The organism is Rhodococcus sp. IEGM 1351 (assembly GCF_030056875.1).
GTDB lineage: Bacteria > Actinomycetota > Actinomycetes > Mycobacteriales > Mycobacteriaceae > Rhodococcus_F > Rhodococcus_F opacus.
Genome location: NZ_JASHKU010000005.1, coordinates 163,754 through 177,461 on the forward strand (window position 1 = coordinate 163,754; position 13,708 = coordinate 177,461).

At 68.1% G+C, this 13,708-nt stretch carries 13 protein-coding genes, 1 tRNA gene and 1 pseudogene; 4 read left to right on the forward strand and 11 right to left on the reverse strand.

Going from position 1 to position 13,708, the window contains the following annotated elements; translation table 11 throughout:
- Window positions 1-171 precede the first annotated feature (171 nt).
- The 6 genes and pseudogenes from QM806_RS10780 to QM806_RS10805 form a co-directional block, all read right to left on the reverse strand.
- Window positions 172-1,972, reverse strand: a pseudogene (locus QM806_RS10780) (zinc ribbon domain-containing protein).
- Between the two features lie 593 nt (window positions 1,973-2,565).
- Window positions 2,566-3,681 (reverse strand): ribosome small subunit-dependent GTPase A, encoded by a 1,116-nt coding sequence (gene rsgA / locus QM806_RS10785; protein ID WP_054247583.1) that lies wholly within the window; start codon window positions 3,679-3,681, stop codon window positions 2,566-2,568.
- 157 nt (window positions 3,682-3,838) lie between these two features.
- A complete protein-coding gene (glfT1, locus tag QM806_RS10790; protein WP_005571491.1) occupies window positions 3,839-4,750 on the reverse strand; it encodes a galactofuranosyltransferase GlfT1 in 912 nt (303 codons plus the stop codon).
- Entirely contained in the window at window positions 4,747-5,643 is an 897-nt protein-coding gene (gene wzt, locus QM806_RS10795) for a galactan export ABC transporter ATP-binding subunit Wzt/RfbE (protein ID WP_005571489.1), read from the reverse strand. The genes glfT1 and wzt overlap by 4 nt, the downstream gene beginning before the upstream one ends.
- A 12-nt stretch (window positions 5,644-5,655) precedes the next feature.
- Complete coding sequence (gene wzm / locus QM806_RS10800) at window positions 5,656-6,528, reverse strand: galactan export ABC transporter permease subunit Wzm/RfbD (protein ID WP_005571488.1); 873 nt, start codon at window positions 6,526-6,528, stop codon at window positions 5,656-5,658.
- A gap of 48 nt (window positions 6,529-6,576) precedes the next feature.
- On the reverse strand, window positions 6,577-7,161 hold the full coding sequence (locus QM806_RS10805) for a bacterial proteasome activator family protein (protein ID WP_005571487.1): 585 nt from the start codon (window positions 7,159-7,161) through the stop codon (window positions 6,577-6,579).
- A 133-nt stretch (window positions 7,162-7,294) separates the two neighbouring features.
- Between QM806_RS10805 and QM806_RS10810 the strand changes: the two genes are divergently transcribed.
- Window positions 7,295-8,497, forward strand: coding sequence for a cysteine desulfurase-like protein (locus QM806_RS10810; RefSeq protein WP_005253261.1), 1,203 nt, complete (start codon window positions 7,295-7,297; stop codon window positions 8,495-8,497).
- Between the two features lie 104 nt (window positions 8,498-8,601).
- Here the strand turns inward: QM806_RS10810 and QM806_RS10815 are convergent, their stop codons facing one another.
- On the reverse strand, window positions 8,602-9,597 hold the full coding sequence (locus QM806_RS10815) for an NAD(P)H-quinone oxidoreductase (protein ID WP_283291338.1): 996 nt from the start codon (window positions 9,595-9,597) through the stop codon (window positions 8,602-8,604).
- A 121-nt stretch (window positions 9,598-9,718) separates the two neighbouring features.
- Between QM806_RS10815 and QM806_RS10820 the strand changes: the two genes are divergently transcribed.
- Both QM806_RS10820 and QM806_RS10825 read left to right on the forward strand, forming a co-directional pair.
- Window positions 9,719-10,201, forward strand: a complete 483-nt coding sequence (locus QM806_RS10820; RefSeq protein WP_005248780.1) for a MarR family winged helix-turn-helix transcriptional regulator — start codon at window positions 9,719-9,721, stop codon at window positions 10,199-10,201.
- Between the two features lie 42 nt (window positions 10,202-10,243).
- Window positions 10,244-10,331: transfer RNA gene (locus tag QM806_RS10825), tRNA-Ser, on the forward strand.
- A 54-nt stretch (window positions 10,332-10,385) separates the two neighbouring features.
- Here QM806_RS10825 and QM806_RS10830 read toward each other — a convergent pair.
- From QM806_RS10830 to QM806_RS10845, 4 genes are read right to left on the reverse strand one after another with little or no spacing between them, the layout of a single operon-like run.
- The gene (locus QM806_RS10830; protein WP_169693798.1) at window positions 10,386-10,598 is read right to left on the reverse strand and encodes a hypothetical protein; all 213 of its coding nucleotides are present in this window, start codon (window positions 10,596-10,598) and stop codon (window positions 10,386-10,388) included.
- 3 nt (window positions 10,599-10,601) lie between these two features.
- Window positions 10,602-11,393, reverse strand: a complete 792-nt coding sequence (locus QM806_RS10835) for a VOC family protein (RefSeq protein WP_120659904.1) — start codon at window positions 11,391-11,393, stop codon at window positions 10,602-10,604.
- A 24-nt stretch (window positions 11,394-11,417) separates the two neighbouring features.
- Window positions 11,418-12,401: a TIGR03086 family metal-binding protein gene (locus QM806_RS10840; RefSeq protein WP_210461338.1), complete on the reverse strand. Its 984-nt coding sequence runs from the start codon at window positions 12,399-12,401 to the stop codon at window positions 11,418-11,420.
- Window positions 12,401-12,667, reverse strand: a complete 267-nt coding sequence (locus QM806_RS10845) for an ArsR/SmtB family transcription factor (RefSeq protein ID WP_249343845.1) — start codon at window positions 12,665-12,667, stop codon at window positions 12,401-12,403. The genes QM806_RS10840 and QM806_RS10845 overlap by 1 nt, the downstream gene beginning before the upstream one ends.
- Before the next feature lie 142 nt (window positions 12,668-12,809).
- Between QM806_RS10845 and QM806_RS10850 the strand changes: the two genes are divergently transcribed.
- Complete coding sequence (locus QM806_RS10850; RefSeq protein ID WP_005569415.1) at window positions 12,810-13,442, forward strand: maleylpyruvate isomerase family mycothiol-dependent enzyme; 633 nt, start codon at window positions 12,810-12,812, stop codon at window positions 13,440-13,442.
- Window positions 13,443-13,708: the final 266 nt, after the last annotated feature.

Consider the following 13,708-nt stretch of genomic DNA (forward strand, 5'->3'; position numbering starts at 1 on the left):
AACCGGGATGCGGGTCGGGCGCCCGTGTCAGTGACCGCGACTGCGGTACATCTGACGTTGCCAGCGGGCGATGCTCTTCCACTCGCGTTCACGCTCGGCCCGGAGCCTCGCATCGGTGCGTGACGCGATCCAGCCGTTCTCGCGAATCAGCTTGCGGTAGCTGGCAAGCGTCTACGTAGATCTCATACCGTCTGCCACTGGTGGGGCGGACGCTTGAGATGTACGTGTGTCACGGCTACCGGTATCACCGTGCGGTGGTGTGGGTTTGACCGTGTCCCACACCGACGCTTGTGGTGCAGGAACATGCTGTTTCGGATTCACCCCCCACCCGCCGTGTTGTGGGGGGCAGGCTGCGGCGGACCCGGCGGTGCCGCGGTCTGCTCGGTGTGGGACCGTTCTTGTCGCGGCACCGGCGCACCGGCGCATGTTCGGCCACCCGGACCACGGGCATCCGCCCACGCCGCCTGGTGACTTTGCTTCTGCCGAGCAGTGCGCGTTTGGCCAGGTTCACCCCGGCCATGTGGTCGCGGTTGCCGCCGACCTGGCAGGCCGGGCACCAGGCGGTGTGGTAGCCGCCGGGGCGGGAGAGCGGTTCGTCGCAGCCCGGACACCATGCGGAGGAGCCCCGGGCGGGCACCGAGACCACCGTGACGCCGACACCTGCGGCGGTGTGCGCGAGGGCAGTGACAGCGTGGCGGCGGGCGGACTGCGCGGCCCGGTTGTTGTTGACCCGTCCGCGTCCGCGGGTCTCGAGGGTGGTGAGATCTTCCACCGCGATCACCTGCGCGCCCGCGGCGGTGGCGTAGTCGGTGACCTGGCGGGCGAAATGGAAGGCCAGTTCCCGGTTGATCATTCCCCTCTTGACACCCACCGCGGTGCGGTGGGCGTCGAGGACGGCGATCTTCGCCTCCAGCCGGGCGCGTACCTCGGGCGGGGCGGCGGCGGCGAGCCGCGTCAACCGGGCCGCCTTGCCGTGCAGCAGCTGCCCCTCGGTCTGCAGGCGTGCCAGTTTGATCCCGAGGCCGCGGTCGTCGTAGGTCCAACCTCGGTAATCCGAGGACAACCCGTCAGCACCCTCGGCCACGAGGGCGGCGGCACCCAGACTGGTCGGGGACCAGTCCACCCCGACCGCGACCGCGGCCGAGTCCAGGTCGTCTGCGGGGACGAGTTCGGTCGCGGCGCACCGCCAGAGCAGACCCCGGCCGTCGAGGACCAGGGTCGGCAGATGCCAGTCGGTAACGGCTCTGCCGTGCAGATGCTCGGGGATGGCGGCGGTCAGTCGGACACTGCGCCACTGCGCCCGCCCCGCCGGGGTCGGACTGGTGGGCAGCTTCACCGTCAACACCAGCTCACGGCCCGTCACGGTGATCTGCGCGAGTTGCCGATCGGCGGCCGACAGCCGGGCCATCGCGCTCGTCTGTGGCGGTCCCTGTATTTCGGTGATCCGCAACCGGCCGGCCGGTGCCCCGCCGCCCCCGCGGGCGGCGAGCTGACGCCGCACGCCCCGGGCGAAACCCGCCGGCACAGAGTCGCCCGGCTCGGTGGGTGCGGTCAGACGACCGGTGGCCGGGTCGAACCGGGCCGAGAGCGCCGCGATCGCGGTGTCCCGGTAGGCCAGGGTCCGCAGGGTCGCCACCACCTGCGCGGTCACCACCCTGCTCACCCGCGACGGCACGTAGACCCCGTCCGGATAGAACGGAGTCCAGCCGAGACGGGCCGCGGCGACGTGACCTTGCGCGGGCAGCCTGCGGTCCTGGCGGTCAAGGCCGGCGGCGAGCACATCGAACGTCGCCGGCTGCCACAGCCGCGACACCAACTCGGCGCCGGCCGCGGCGACCAGGTCGAGCAGCCACCCCACCCGGACATCGACGTCGTCGAGACCGATCGGCTCGCCGGTCGCATCGTCGACCGCCACATGGGCGCGGGTGGTCACCGAAAACTGCCGCGCCGCAGTCGATCCCGGCCCGCTCATGCCGGGCCCAATTCACGATCGGCGAGCACCCCCGCGGCCGAACAAGATTCGCGATCCCCCGAGATCCTCACCAGCCACCCCTTCCCAACCGTGCGCCGGCATCGCCCCGAAGCCGGTATTGAAGAAGTCGGTGTTGAAACTGCATCGACCGCGGCTGATTACAACCGGCCGGACAACGATGCCAGCAACGCGATGACGTCATCCACCAACTCCCCCAGCGATACCTCGCCCGCCTCTCACAGAACCCGACTGTAACGCCGACCCCCGACAAGTACCGCCCGACCCACGCCACCGGCGAATCGGGCCAATCGATCTCGCCACCACCCGCACCACCGTGAACCCCGCCCTTGGCCGCGTCGTCGAGCATCCGGCCGCGCCCCTCGCCACTCCCTCGAGTCCCGAACCGCGATCCTTTGGAGACCCCACACACCTCACCAGTAAACGCTCTCCCGAAACACCTTTTCCTGATCGGCCAGCGAAGCCTCCCGCCCGGTCGAGCCCGACACCCGGCATTACAATGCCTCCACCTCTCCGGCGTCGCTCCCGCACACTCCGATACAGGCCGGCCCAGGTAGGCGTCGGGGTCCACGCGATCACAGTTTCGGTCCCCCGAAACCGGTGCGCCGAGAGGGCAACCGGCCCTCCGATGCCGCCGTGCGCGTCCTAACTGCCGACGGGCCCAAGTATTGCGCAGCCTCACCAATTCGCGTCGTAGATAGTGTCAGAACATACCGGATAGTATTAGATATCGAGGCAACAGTTGAGAGCCTCCGCTCGGGCAATTCGCCGCGCTCCACCGCGCCCTGCACCGCGCAGCCGGGTTCGGCCGTGTGCGAGCAGTCCGCGAACCGGCACTGCGCCGCGAGTTCCTCTATCTCAGGAAACGTCTTGTCGATGCCGTCGGCAGCGTCCCACATGCCGACACCCCGCAGTCCCGGCGTGTCGATCAGGGCGCCCCCGGAGGGCAGCGGCAGGAGTTCACGGTGCGCGGTCGTGTGCCGCCCCTTGTGGTCGCCCTCGCGGACACGTCCGGTCGCGAGCACGTCTTCGCCGAGCAACGCGTTCGCGAGCGTCGACTTGCCCGCGCCGGACGGTCCGATGAGCGCGACCGTCCCGTCGATCACGGCGGTGAGGACGTCGATGCCGTCGCCCGTGTCGGCGCTCACCGCGAGCACCGTCGCACCCGGCGCCACCGCTGCCACCTCTGCGGTCGCGAGGGAAACATCCTGCACGGTATCGGATTTGGTGAGCGCGACCACCGGCTGGGCGCCGCTCTCCCACACCAGGGCCAGCAGGCGTTCGATGCGTCCGAGATCGAGGGCGGTGTCGAGTCCGGCGGCGATCACCACCGTGTCGACGTTGGCCGCGAGGAGCTGGCCCTCCGACCGGCCGGACGCGGACGCCCGGACGATCGCGCTGCGCCGCGGGAGCAGGTCGGCGACGGCGAGCTCGTCGCCGTGACGGTGGAGCGTCACCCAATCGCCGGTGCAGAGAGTGTGCTCGCCGGCGAGCGCGCGGACGACGCCCGCGGGAGCGGCGACGTCGCAGCGACCGCGGTCCACGCGGATCACCCGCCCGGGCTCGCGACCGTCGGCCGGGTAGTTGTCGAAGGTGTCGGAAAGTGTGTCGTTCCAGCCGTAGGGCAGGAGTTGTCCAGGGTCGAACATGGTGGGTGTGATCCTCGGGTCGATGAGTGCCGACCGGACCACTGCACGGGTTCGGTCAGGCGAGGGGGAAGGGGGAGCGGACGCACACGGCGTCGACCGACGAGACAGTCATCGGACACTCACTCCTTCGCAACACGTCGAGATTCTCAGACCGGAACCCCACGATGCTCCCACCCGGCGGAACCCGGACGCAACCGAATTACGGGCGCTCGAACCGCTCCTGGCGGCCCAGCTTCCGCAACCGCATCCACTCACGCAGACCCTGCGGATCACGCCTCGTGACGAGGAAGTACCACCCGAACCGCACCCATTCCTGCGGCAGCAGCTTCCGCATGCCCGGCTGGGACAGCAGGTAGCCGCGGTTGCGGTACGTGAAGAACCGTTTCGTCTCGTTGTCCGGGTACTGCGTGTGCATCCGGCCCCCGAGGATCGGCTTGAACTCCTCCGCGCCGTTCGGGTGCACGTACGCCGTCTGCAGGCACGTGCCGAACGGCAGCCCCGATCGCACCAGCCGGCGATGCACCTCCACCTCGTCGCCGCGGACGAACAGACGCAGGTCGGGAACGCCGACCGTGTCGATCGCCGACGCGCGGAACAGGGCGCCGTTGAACAGCGACGCGATGCCCGGCAGCAGGTCGGCAGAGTCGTCGCCGTCCGCGAACAGTTCGGAACGCAGCCGTCGCCACTCCACACCGCGGCGCAGCGGGAACGCGAGACGGTCGGGGTCGTCGATGTCGCAGACCACCGGGGAGACCTCGGCCAGCCCGTGCCGCTGCGCGCAATCGAGCAGCGTCTCCAGGACCTTCGGTCCCTCGGGCCGTCCGTCGTCGTCGGCGAGCCACACCCAGTCGGCGCCGAGCGAGAGGGCGTACAGGATCCCCAGCGCGAAGCCGCCCGCCCCGCCCAGATTGTGCTGCGAACCGAGGTAGCTGACGGGAATCCCGGACGATTCGACGAGCTCACGCACGTCGTCCTCGGCGGCGTTGTCCACGACCACCAGGTGGTCCAGCGGACGCGTCTGCGAGCCGAGGACCTTCAGCGATTCCGCCAGCAGTGCGCGGCGCTTGTGGGTGACGACGACACCGACGATCCGCTCGGCAGCAGCGCTCACGCGGACTCCGCCTCGGCTTCCGCGGCCGTACGAACGGGACGCTCGTTCGATCTGTCGCTACGGGCGTCCCGTTCGGCCGAAGCGGTGAGCCCGGACTTCTCCCGGTCCATCTCGTAGATGACGTGGCGGACGTGGTCGGCGGCGTCGTCACCCTCGTACGCGCGGACGACGTCCTCGATGCCGCCCTGCTGACGGATCTGACCGTGGTCGATCCACATGGCCCTGTCGCAGAGCTGGGCGAGGAACTCGTTGGAGTGGCTGGCGAACACCAGGATGCCGGACCGCTCCACCAGTGCCTGCAGACGCACGCGCGCCTTCTTCATGAACTCCGCGTCGACGGCACCGATGCCCTCGTCGAGCAGCAGGATCTCCGGGTCGATGCTGGTGACCACACCCATCGCGACGCGCACGCGCATACCGGTGGAGTACGTGCGCAGCGGCATCGACAGGTACTCGCCCAGCTCGGTGAACTCGGCGATCTCATCCATCTTCGCGAGCATCTGCTTGCGGGTCTGCCCGAGGAACAGCCCGCGGATGATGATGTTCTCGTAGCCGGAGATCTCGGGGTCCATGCCCACACCGAGGTCGAAGACCGGGGCCACGCGGCCGCGGATGCTCGCGCTGCCGCGGGTGGGTTCGTAGATGCCGGACAGCAACCGCAACAGCGTCGACTTGCCGGCGCCGTTGTGGCCGACCAGGCCGATCCGGTCGCCTTCCTTCAGCGACAGGTTGATGTCGCGCAGGGCCTCGACCACCACGACGTCCGAGTTGTTGCGCCCGATCGACCCGCCGGCCTTGCCGAGGAACGCCTTCTTCAGCGACCGGGACTTGGCGTCGAAGATCGGGAAGTCGACGCAGGCGTCCCGCGTCTCGATACTCACATGCTCTGTCATTACTTCTGACCCCTAAACCCAGTAGGGCACACGGGCCCGGTACTTGCGAAGCGCGAGGATGGCGGCGGCCCACCCGACGACGGTGATGGTCAGCACGATGTACCAGTGGTACGCCTGCTGATCCTGACCGATCATGGGCGCGCGCACGATGTCGAGGTAGTGGAACAGCGGGTTCAACTCGGCGAGCTTGACGCGCTCGGCGGCCTGCCCGCCCTGCGCCTCGAGACTCTGCGTCGTCCACATGATCGGAGTCAGCACGAACAGCAGCAGTGTCATGCTGCCGAGGATCGGCGCGATGTCCCGGTACCGGGTGGAGAAGATGCCGAACATGATCGACACCCACGCCGCATTGACGACGATCAGCGCGATCGCCGGGATCGCGGCGAGCGACATCCAGGTCAGGTGGCGCCACACCCCGAACGCGAACAGCATGACCACGTAGATCACGAGGTTGTGGGCGAACAGCAGCAGTTGCCGCCACACCAGCCGGTAGACGTGGACGCTCAGCGCCGACGGCAACTGTTTGATCAGCCCCTCGTTGGCGATGAACACCTCGGATCCCTCGAGGATGCTCGCGCTGATCAGGTTCCAGACGATCAGACCCACGGTGACATACGGCAGGAACTCGTCCAGCGGGATGTCGAGCAGGGCGGAGTACAGGATGCCCATCGCCGCGGCCTGCACGCCGGTCGCGATCGTGATCCAGAACGGGCCGATCACCGACCGGCGGTAGCGCTGCTTGATGTCCTGCCAGCCGAGGCTCAGCCACAGCTCGCGCTGAGCGAAGCCGTCCCTGAGGTCCTTGAACGCGCGACGGAAGGTCTGCGAGTCGGACGTCGGGAGCGGGCCGCCTGTGGCCTCGGTTTCGATAGCGGATGCTGACACGGGCACCGAGCCTACCGGGAGTCGAGTTCCATGCTGTTTCGCCCGTTGCTACAGGTACTGGCCGGTACCGCTCGACTGCGACCCCGGATCGTGATTGTGCGCCCCGTGCGGGTTGCCCATGCTGAAACCCGGAGGCAGTGCTCCCTGGCGCATCTGTTCGAGCTGGGAGCGGGCCGCCATCTGCTGGGCGAACAGGGCCGTCTGGATGCCGTGGAACAGTCCTTCGAGCCACCCCACCAGCTGCGCCTGCGCGATGCGGAGTTCGGCGTCGGTGGGGACGGTGTCGTCGGTGAAGGGCAGGGTGAGGCGTTCGAGCTCGTCGCGCAGCTCGGGGGCGAGGCCCTGCTCGAGCTCGTGGATCGACGACTTGTGGATCTCCTTCAACCGGTTGCGGCTGGCGTCGTCGAGCGGTGCGGCGCGCACTTCCTCGAGGAGCTGTTTGATCATCGTGCCGATGCGCATGACCTTGGCCGGCTGCTCCACCATGTCGGCCACCGACTCCGTGCCGTTCCCGTTCGCGTCCGCGGCGGCGTCGGAGCCCTCGGGCTTGCTCGCGGCCTCGGCGACGGGGATGGCCATGGGCTGACCGTCGGGGCCGATCACGACGACGTGTTCATTCTCCGAGTTCGTCATGCCTCTATCTTGGCTGTTCCCGCTCGGCAGTGCGAAGGTGCGTCCAATTTGGGCCCATTCCACCTTTGTTGCACTCCACAACAACCGATGGCTGGCTTCGACCGTATTGACTTGGGGTCTTAGAGTGTCGGGCATGGCTTACGACGTTGCCCGCGTTCGGGGACTCATCCCCTCACTCGGCGACGGTTGGATCCATCTCGATCCGCAGGCCGGCATGCAGATTCCGGACGCGGTGTCGCGCACTGTCTCCACGGCCTTCCGGGCGTCTGCCTCTTCGTCGACCGGGCGACATGTGTCCAGCCGGCGCAGTGCGGCGGTACTCGATGCGGCCCGAGCAGCCGTCGCCGACCTGGTCGGAGGCGATCCCGCCGGGGTCGTGCTCGGACCCGACCGATCCGTTCTCCTCGCCTGGCTGGCGGAGTCGCTGAGCACGCGACTCGGCCTCGGAACCGGGCTGGTGCTCTCCCGCCTCGACGAGGAAGCGAACGTCGCCCCCTGGCTCAGAGTCGCCAGCCGCTACGGCGCCCAGGTGCGGTGGGCGGAGGTCGAGATCGAGACGTGCGAACTCCCCAGCTGGCAGTTCCAGGACCTCATCACCACCACGACGCGTCTCGTCGCACTCACCGCCGCTTCCCCGATCGTCGGCTCGGCGCCCGACGTCCGTGTCGCCTCCGACCGCGTCCACGAAGTCGGGGGACTGATGGTCGTCGACGCGATCGGCGCCGCCCCTTACGCGCACGTCGACATCAACGAACTCGGAGCGGACGTCGTCGCCGTCGGCGCCACCTCCTGGGGCGGGCCGCAGGTCGGGGCGCTCGTCTTCCGCGACCCCACCCTCCTCGACCGCATCCCCGCCGTGTCGCTCAACCCGTATGCGCGGGGTGTCGAACGTCTCGAGGTCGGGGTGCACCAGTTCGCGCTCCTCGCCGGCCTCACCACGTCCATCGACTTCCTCGCGAACCTCGACGAATCGGCCACCGGTTCCCGGCGCGAGAAGCTCGAGGCGTCCATCAGCTCGCTGCAGAACTACCAGGACACCCTGTTCGACCACCTCATGTCGTCGCTGAAGCGGCTACCGCAGGTGATGGTCATCGGGCGCTCGCCCAGCCGGGTTCCGACGCTCAGCTTCACCGTCGCCGGAGTCTCGGCCGACAAGGTGGCGTCGCATCTCGCCGACAAGCGCATCGCCACCGTCAGCGGCGTCCACGGCGGTTCCCGGCTGCTCGACGCGCTCGGCGTCAACGACGAGGGCGGCGCCGTCACCATCGGTCTCGCGCCGTACACCACGCGCTACGAGATCGACCAGCTCGTGAACGAGCTCGCCACCCTGGGCTGATCCGCCGCCCGCTGTTGCCCCCTGACCCCGCCGCCTGCTGCGCCCGATGTGACATTCGTTCCGATCGAGTGGACGAATGTCACATCGGGCGACGCACTTCGCCGTCAGTTCCGCGGGATCGTCAGGATCACCTTGCCGACGGTGTCCGCCGAGTCCAGCAGTTCGTGACCGCGCGGCGCCTCGGTGATGGGCAGTTCGGCCGAGACGATGGGATGGACCGCGCCCTCCGCGATCAGCGGCCACAGCCGCTTGCGGACGTCGGCGACGATGTCGGCCTTGCCCTCGTGTCCCGTCTCGGCCCGCCCCCGCAGTCCGGCCGCCGTCACATGGCCGCGCTTGGACAGCAACTTGCCGAGGTCCAGTTCTCCCTTGCGGCCACCCTGCATGCCGATGACGACGAGCCGGCCGTCGGCGGCGAGCACGTCGACGTTGCGGTCGAGGTACGAGCCGCCCATGTTGTCGAGGATCACATCGGCGCCGTGTCCGTCGGTCGCCTTGCGGATCTCGTCGACGAAATCGGCCTCACGGTAGTTGACGAGGATGTCGGCGCCGAGTTCGCGGCAGCGCGCCAGCTTCTCCTCGGAGCCGGCGGTGACGGCCACGCGGGCACCCAGCGCGACGCCCACCTGGATGGCGTGCGTGCCGATGCCGCCGCCACCGCCGTGCACCAGCAGCACGTCGCCGCGGGACAGCCCGGCGCCCATCACGACGTTCGACCACACCGTGCACGCGACCTCCGGCAGTGACGCGGCGACGAGCAGGTCCACCCCGTCGGGCAGCGGGAGAAGCTGCGACGCGGGGACGGCCACCTTCTCCGCGTATCCGCCGCCGGCCAGCAGTGCGCACACCTGGTCGCCGACGGACCACCCCGACACTCCCTCGCCGAGTTCGGCGATCGTGCCGGAACATTCGAGCCCGAGGACGTCGCTGGCTCCGGGCGGCGGGGGATAGAACCCCTGACGCTGCAACAGGTCGGCGCGGTTGACGGCCGTCGCGGCTACGTCGAGGAGGACGTGACCGGGTGGAAGTTCCGGGTCGGGCTGCTCCGTCCACTTCATGACTTCGGGGCCGCCCGGTTGGTCGATCGTGATCGCATACATGGGGACGACGCTAGCGAAATGCGTCGGCGCCCGGTGGATGTGAGCGATCACAGCGTTCCCTCGGCGTTCCGGGGACCGCACGCTACTGGAAAGTAATGTCGCACTACTAGACTGTGAACCTGTGACAGCAGAAACCTCCGACGCCGAAGCCGCGACCAATTGGTTGACCCCGGCCGAGATGCGCGCCTGGCGCGGTTACATGGACGGCAACCAGCGGCTGATGGACGTCCTCAACCGGGATCTGCAGGAGAAACACGATCTGTCCCTCGCGGATTACCGCATTCTGGTGCTGCTGTCCGAGTCGCCGGACGGGTCGCTGCGCATGAGCGACCTCGCGGACGGCGTCCTCTCCTCCCGCAGCCGCCTCACCCACCAGATCCGGCGGATGGAAGCGCAGGGCATGGTCACCCGCGACACCTGCCTCGAGGACGGCCGCGGGGTGCTCGCCGTCATCACCGACGAAGGTCGCGCCCGGCTGGCCGAAGCGGCCCCCACCCATGTGGCGGGGGTGCGGAGCAATCTCGTCGATCTGCTCACCAAGTCTCAGCTGAAGGTTCTCGCCGAGGTGTTCGAACGCGTCGACAAGGCCATCGGCGACCGCTGACCGGTTGCCCGCCGGCGCCTCCGTACCGATAAGATCGCCCACGGAAGCGTGGCAGAGCGGCCGAATGCACTCGCCTTGAAAGCGAGCGTCGTGAAAGCGACCGGGGGTTCAAATCCCTCCGCTTCCGCCAACGACCGGCAGCCCTGATCTGGTTTCCCTCCAGGTCAGGGCTGCTGTCGTACCGCTACCTCTTCCGGGGTTTCGGCTGCTTCGGCGGCAGTGCGCCGATCTCGGCGAGCGCCCGTTCCACCCACGGTGTGGCGCGGTCCGGGGTGCCGCGCCACCGGTCGGGCAGGGCCAGGTACTCGCGCATCGGCTTCACCTCGACGCCGGGAGTGTCGGGGATCAGCGACCGGAAGAACTGTTTGTCCTCCTCGGAGGGTGTGGGCATCTTCACGGTCTACTGATCCTGACGTTCCTCGGGCGTCATGATGCTGAAGATCGCGCCCTGCGGGTCGGTGACGGCGGCCATGCGGCCGACGGCGGGGATGTCCATCGCTTCTTCGACGATCGTGCCGCCGAGTTCGACGGCCTTCGCGGCGCTGGCGTCGACGTCCTCGACGGCGAAGTACACCCGCCAGTGGTTCGGTGTGCCGGGTTTCATCGGCTCACCGCAGCCGCCGACCTGGTCGTCACCCACCTCCAACAGCGTGTAGGTGTACTCCGGTCCCATCGACATCTTCGACGAGGTGATCCCGAAGACGCTGTTGTAGAACGCGAGCGCCTTGTCGACGTCGCCGGTGTTCAGTTCGTTCCACAGGCAGGCGCCCGGGTCGCCGACGAGGGTGGCGCCGATGTGCTTGTTCGCCTGCCACAATCCGACGGCCGCCCCGGTGGGGTCGGTGACGAAGGACATGCGGCCCGCTTCCCCCACGTCGAACGCCGGCATCAGAACCTGGCCGCCTGCGCCGGGGACTTTCGCGAGCGTCGCGTCGACGTCGTCGACTGCGATGTAGGTGTTCCAGTTCGCCGGCGCCCCGGCCGCGGCCGCGTCGGGTTGTAGTGGCGCAATGGCGGCGACGTTCTCGCCGCGCACGGTGGCCATCGAGTAGACGGGGCCTTCGGGCATCGGACGGTCGTCGTATTCCCAGCCGAGCAGTTCCGCATAGAACTCCTTGGCGGCGTCCTGATCGCTGGTTTGGAGGTCTACCCAGTCCGGTGTTCCCTGGGCGTATTCCGACTTGATGGGCATGACTGGACCTTTCCGTGTGAGGTGTCAGACGGCCGGGACGGGGTGGCGACCGGTGTAGGCGACGAGCCGGGTGATCGCGTCGCTGGTGTGTGGGGCGGGTACGGGGTCGTCGAACCCGACGGCCTTCCTGCCTTCGGGTGTGATGATCTTGTGTGTCAGCGACAGCACGTATTCGGCGAGAGGCTCGGATACGGCAACCTCACCTCCGGTCGCTGCCGCGAAATCCCAGGCGTGAACGAGGAATTCGATCGAGAGGATCCCCGCGGCGACGGTGGCGGGAGGGTTGTTCGTCCCGATCGTCACCGTGCCGTCCAGGCCGCGACTGCGCCACGCCTCCAGTGCGGGTTGGGCGAGGTCGGCGATTCTGGCCTCGACGGGTTTGCCCGGGTCGTCGTCGAACGTCGCGCCCGCGGCGCCACCGAGGGCCGTGATCGAACCGACGAGATGATCGGCGAGCTGCGAGACGGTGAACTCGGTGCACGCCGTCTGCTTGGACATGTCCTCGTCTGTGACGTCGCGAAGGACACGCTGCACGACCGCCAATGTCGCCTCGGCACTGGACAGTTCGTCGAGTGGATCCGGTACGGCCGCCCAGTCGTCGGGTCCGGCGTCACTTTTCTGGGCGGCGGCGACGAGACGGTCGAGGTAGTGGTTCCAGCCCTCCGCGTGGCGGACGGCCTGTTCGTCGGTGAGCCCGTCGTGCACGAGTCGCACCTCGGTCCCGCCGGCGGTGGGGGTCAGAGTCACGGTCACGGTGGACGAGCCCGGGGGGAGTTCGTCGTCAGCCTCCCATCCCCACGTGTACACCACCCGCTTGCCGGGGACGATCTCGCTGAACGTGCCCGCGGCGGAATGTCCGGGGACGACGGTCCACCGGTACTCGCCGCCGGCTTGCAGGTCGACGCGTGCCGCGACGGTCTGCCATCGCCGCAATCGTTCCGGTCGGGTGACGAGGTCGAACGTGGCGTCCGGGTCCAGCGGGACGACGACGGTCTTGTCGAATGGCATCAGCTGTCTCCTTTGGAAGCTGCTTCCTCGGTGGCGTCCGCGACGAGGCGGTCGAGTTCGTCGATCCAGAAGGAGTCGAACAACGTCCGGAGTTGAACGAGTCCCTGCGGGTCGAGCCGGTAGTACCTGAAGCGTCCATCCTTACGCGCAGTGACCAGCCCGGCCTCGGCGAGCACCCGGAGATGTTGCGAGATCGCCGACCGGCTCGCGGGGAAGTGTGCGGCGAGGTTGTTGACGGTCTTTTCACCTGATGTCAGCAGTTGCATGAGGCGTCTCCGGGTGGGCTCAGCTGCGACTTCCAACTGATCGAGCACGATCAATACGTTAGTCGTGACTAACGCGTTGTGCAATGGGTCTCGCCGCAGCGATCGTGAGGTGGGAGAATTCAGAGCGACGAGGGAGTGAGAAATGACAACGTCAAGCCCCTGGCCCACGATTCACGACGAACGCCGCGCACTGGTGGACGACCTCGAACCGCTGACCGATACCCAGTGGTCGACGCCGTCGCTCTGCGAACGGTGGACCGTGCGGGACGTGTTCGCGCACATGACGGCGACGGAGAAGATGACGCCGCCGAAGTTCGTCGGAAAACTCGTCGGGTCGGGATTCCGGATCAACACCATGTTCGAGAAGGACATCGCACACGAAGAGGAAGGAACACCAGCGGAGTCGCTCGACGAGTTCCGGGCGCACATGGGTGACTCCACGCATCCGCCCGGCCCGATCGACGCCATGCTGGGCGAGATGATCGTCCACGCCGAGGACATCCGCCGACCGCTCGGCATCGCACACGAGTACCCGATGGACGCGGTTATCCGAGTCGCCGACTTCTACAAGAACTCGAACCTGCTGATCGGGTCGAAGTCCCGGGTCGCGGGGCTCACGCTGCGGGCCACCGACACCGAGTGGTCCACCGGATCGGGGCCGGAGGTCTCCGGTCCGATGCTGGCGCTGGTGCTGGCGATGACGGGTCGTCGCGCCGCCCTCGACGAACTCAGCGGCGACGGTCTCGACCAGCTGAAGTCCGCCCTGCCGAAGTAACGGCCCGGCATCCGCAGCCGCACCCCTTCTGCGTCGCCGCACCCGTATTCGGGCCCCAGAAGGGGTGCGGCTGCGTGAAACGGGTGCGGCTGCCGAGGCGGATGAGCCGGGACTACCAGTGGAAGTCCCTGCTCACAGGGTTGGAGGTGCCCAGCGGTCGAGCGCCTCCCCCCGACCCTCAACCCTGGTGACTACAACGTGATCACGCTGGAGCACACAGCTGTCACAAAACCTCTAAGCTCTTGTTGACCGGACGCATTTTGTAC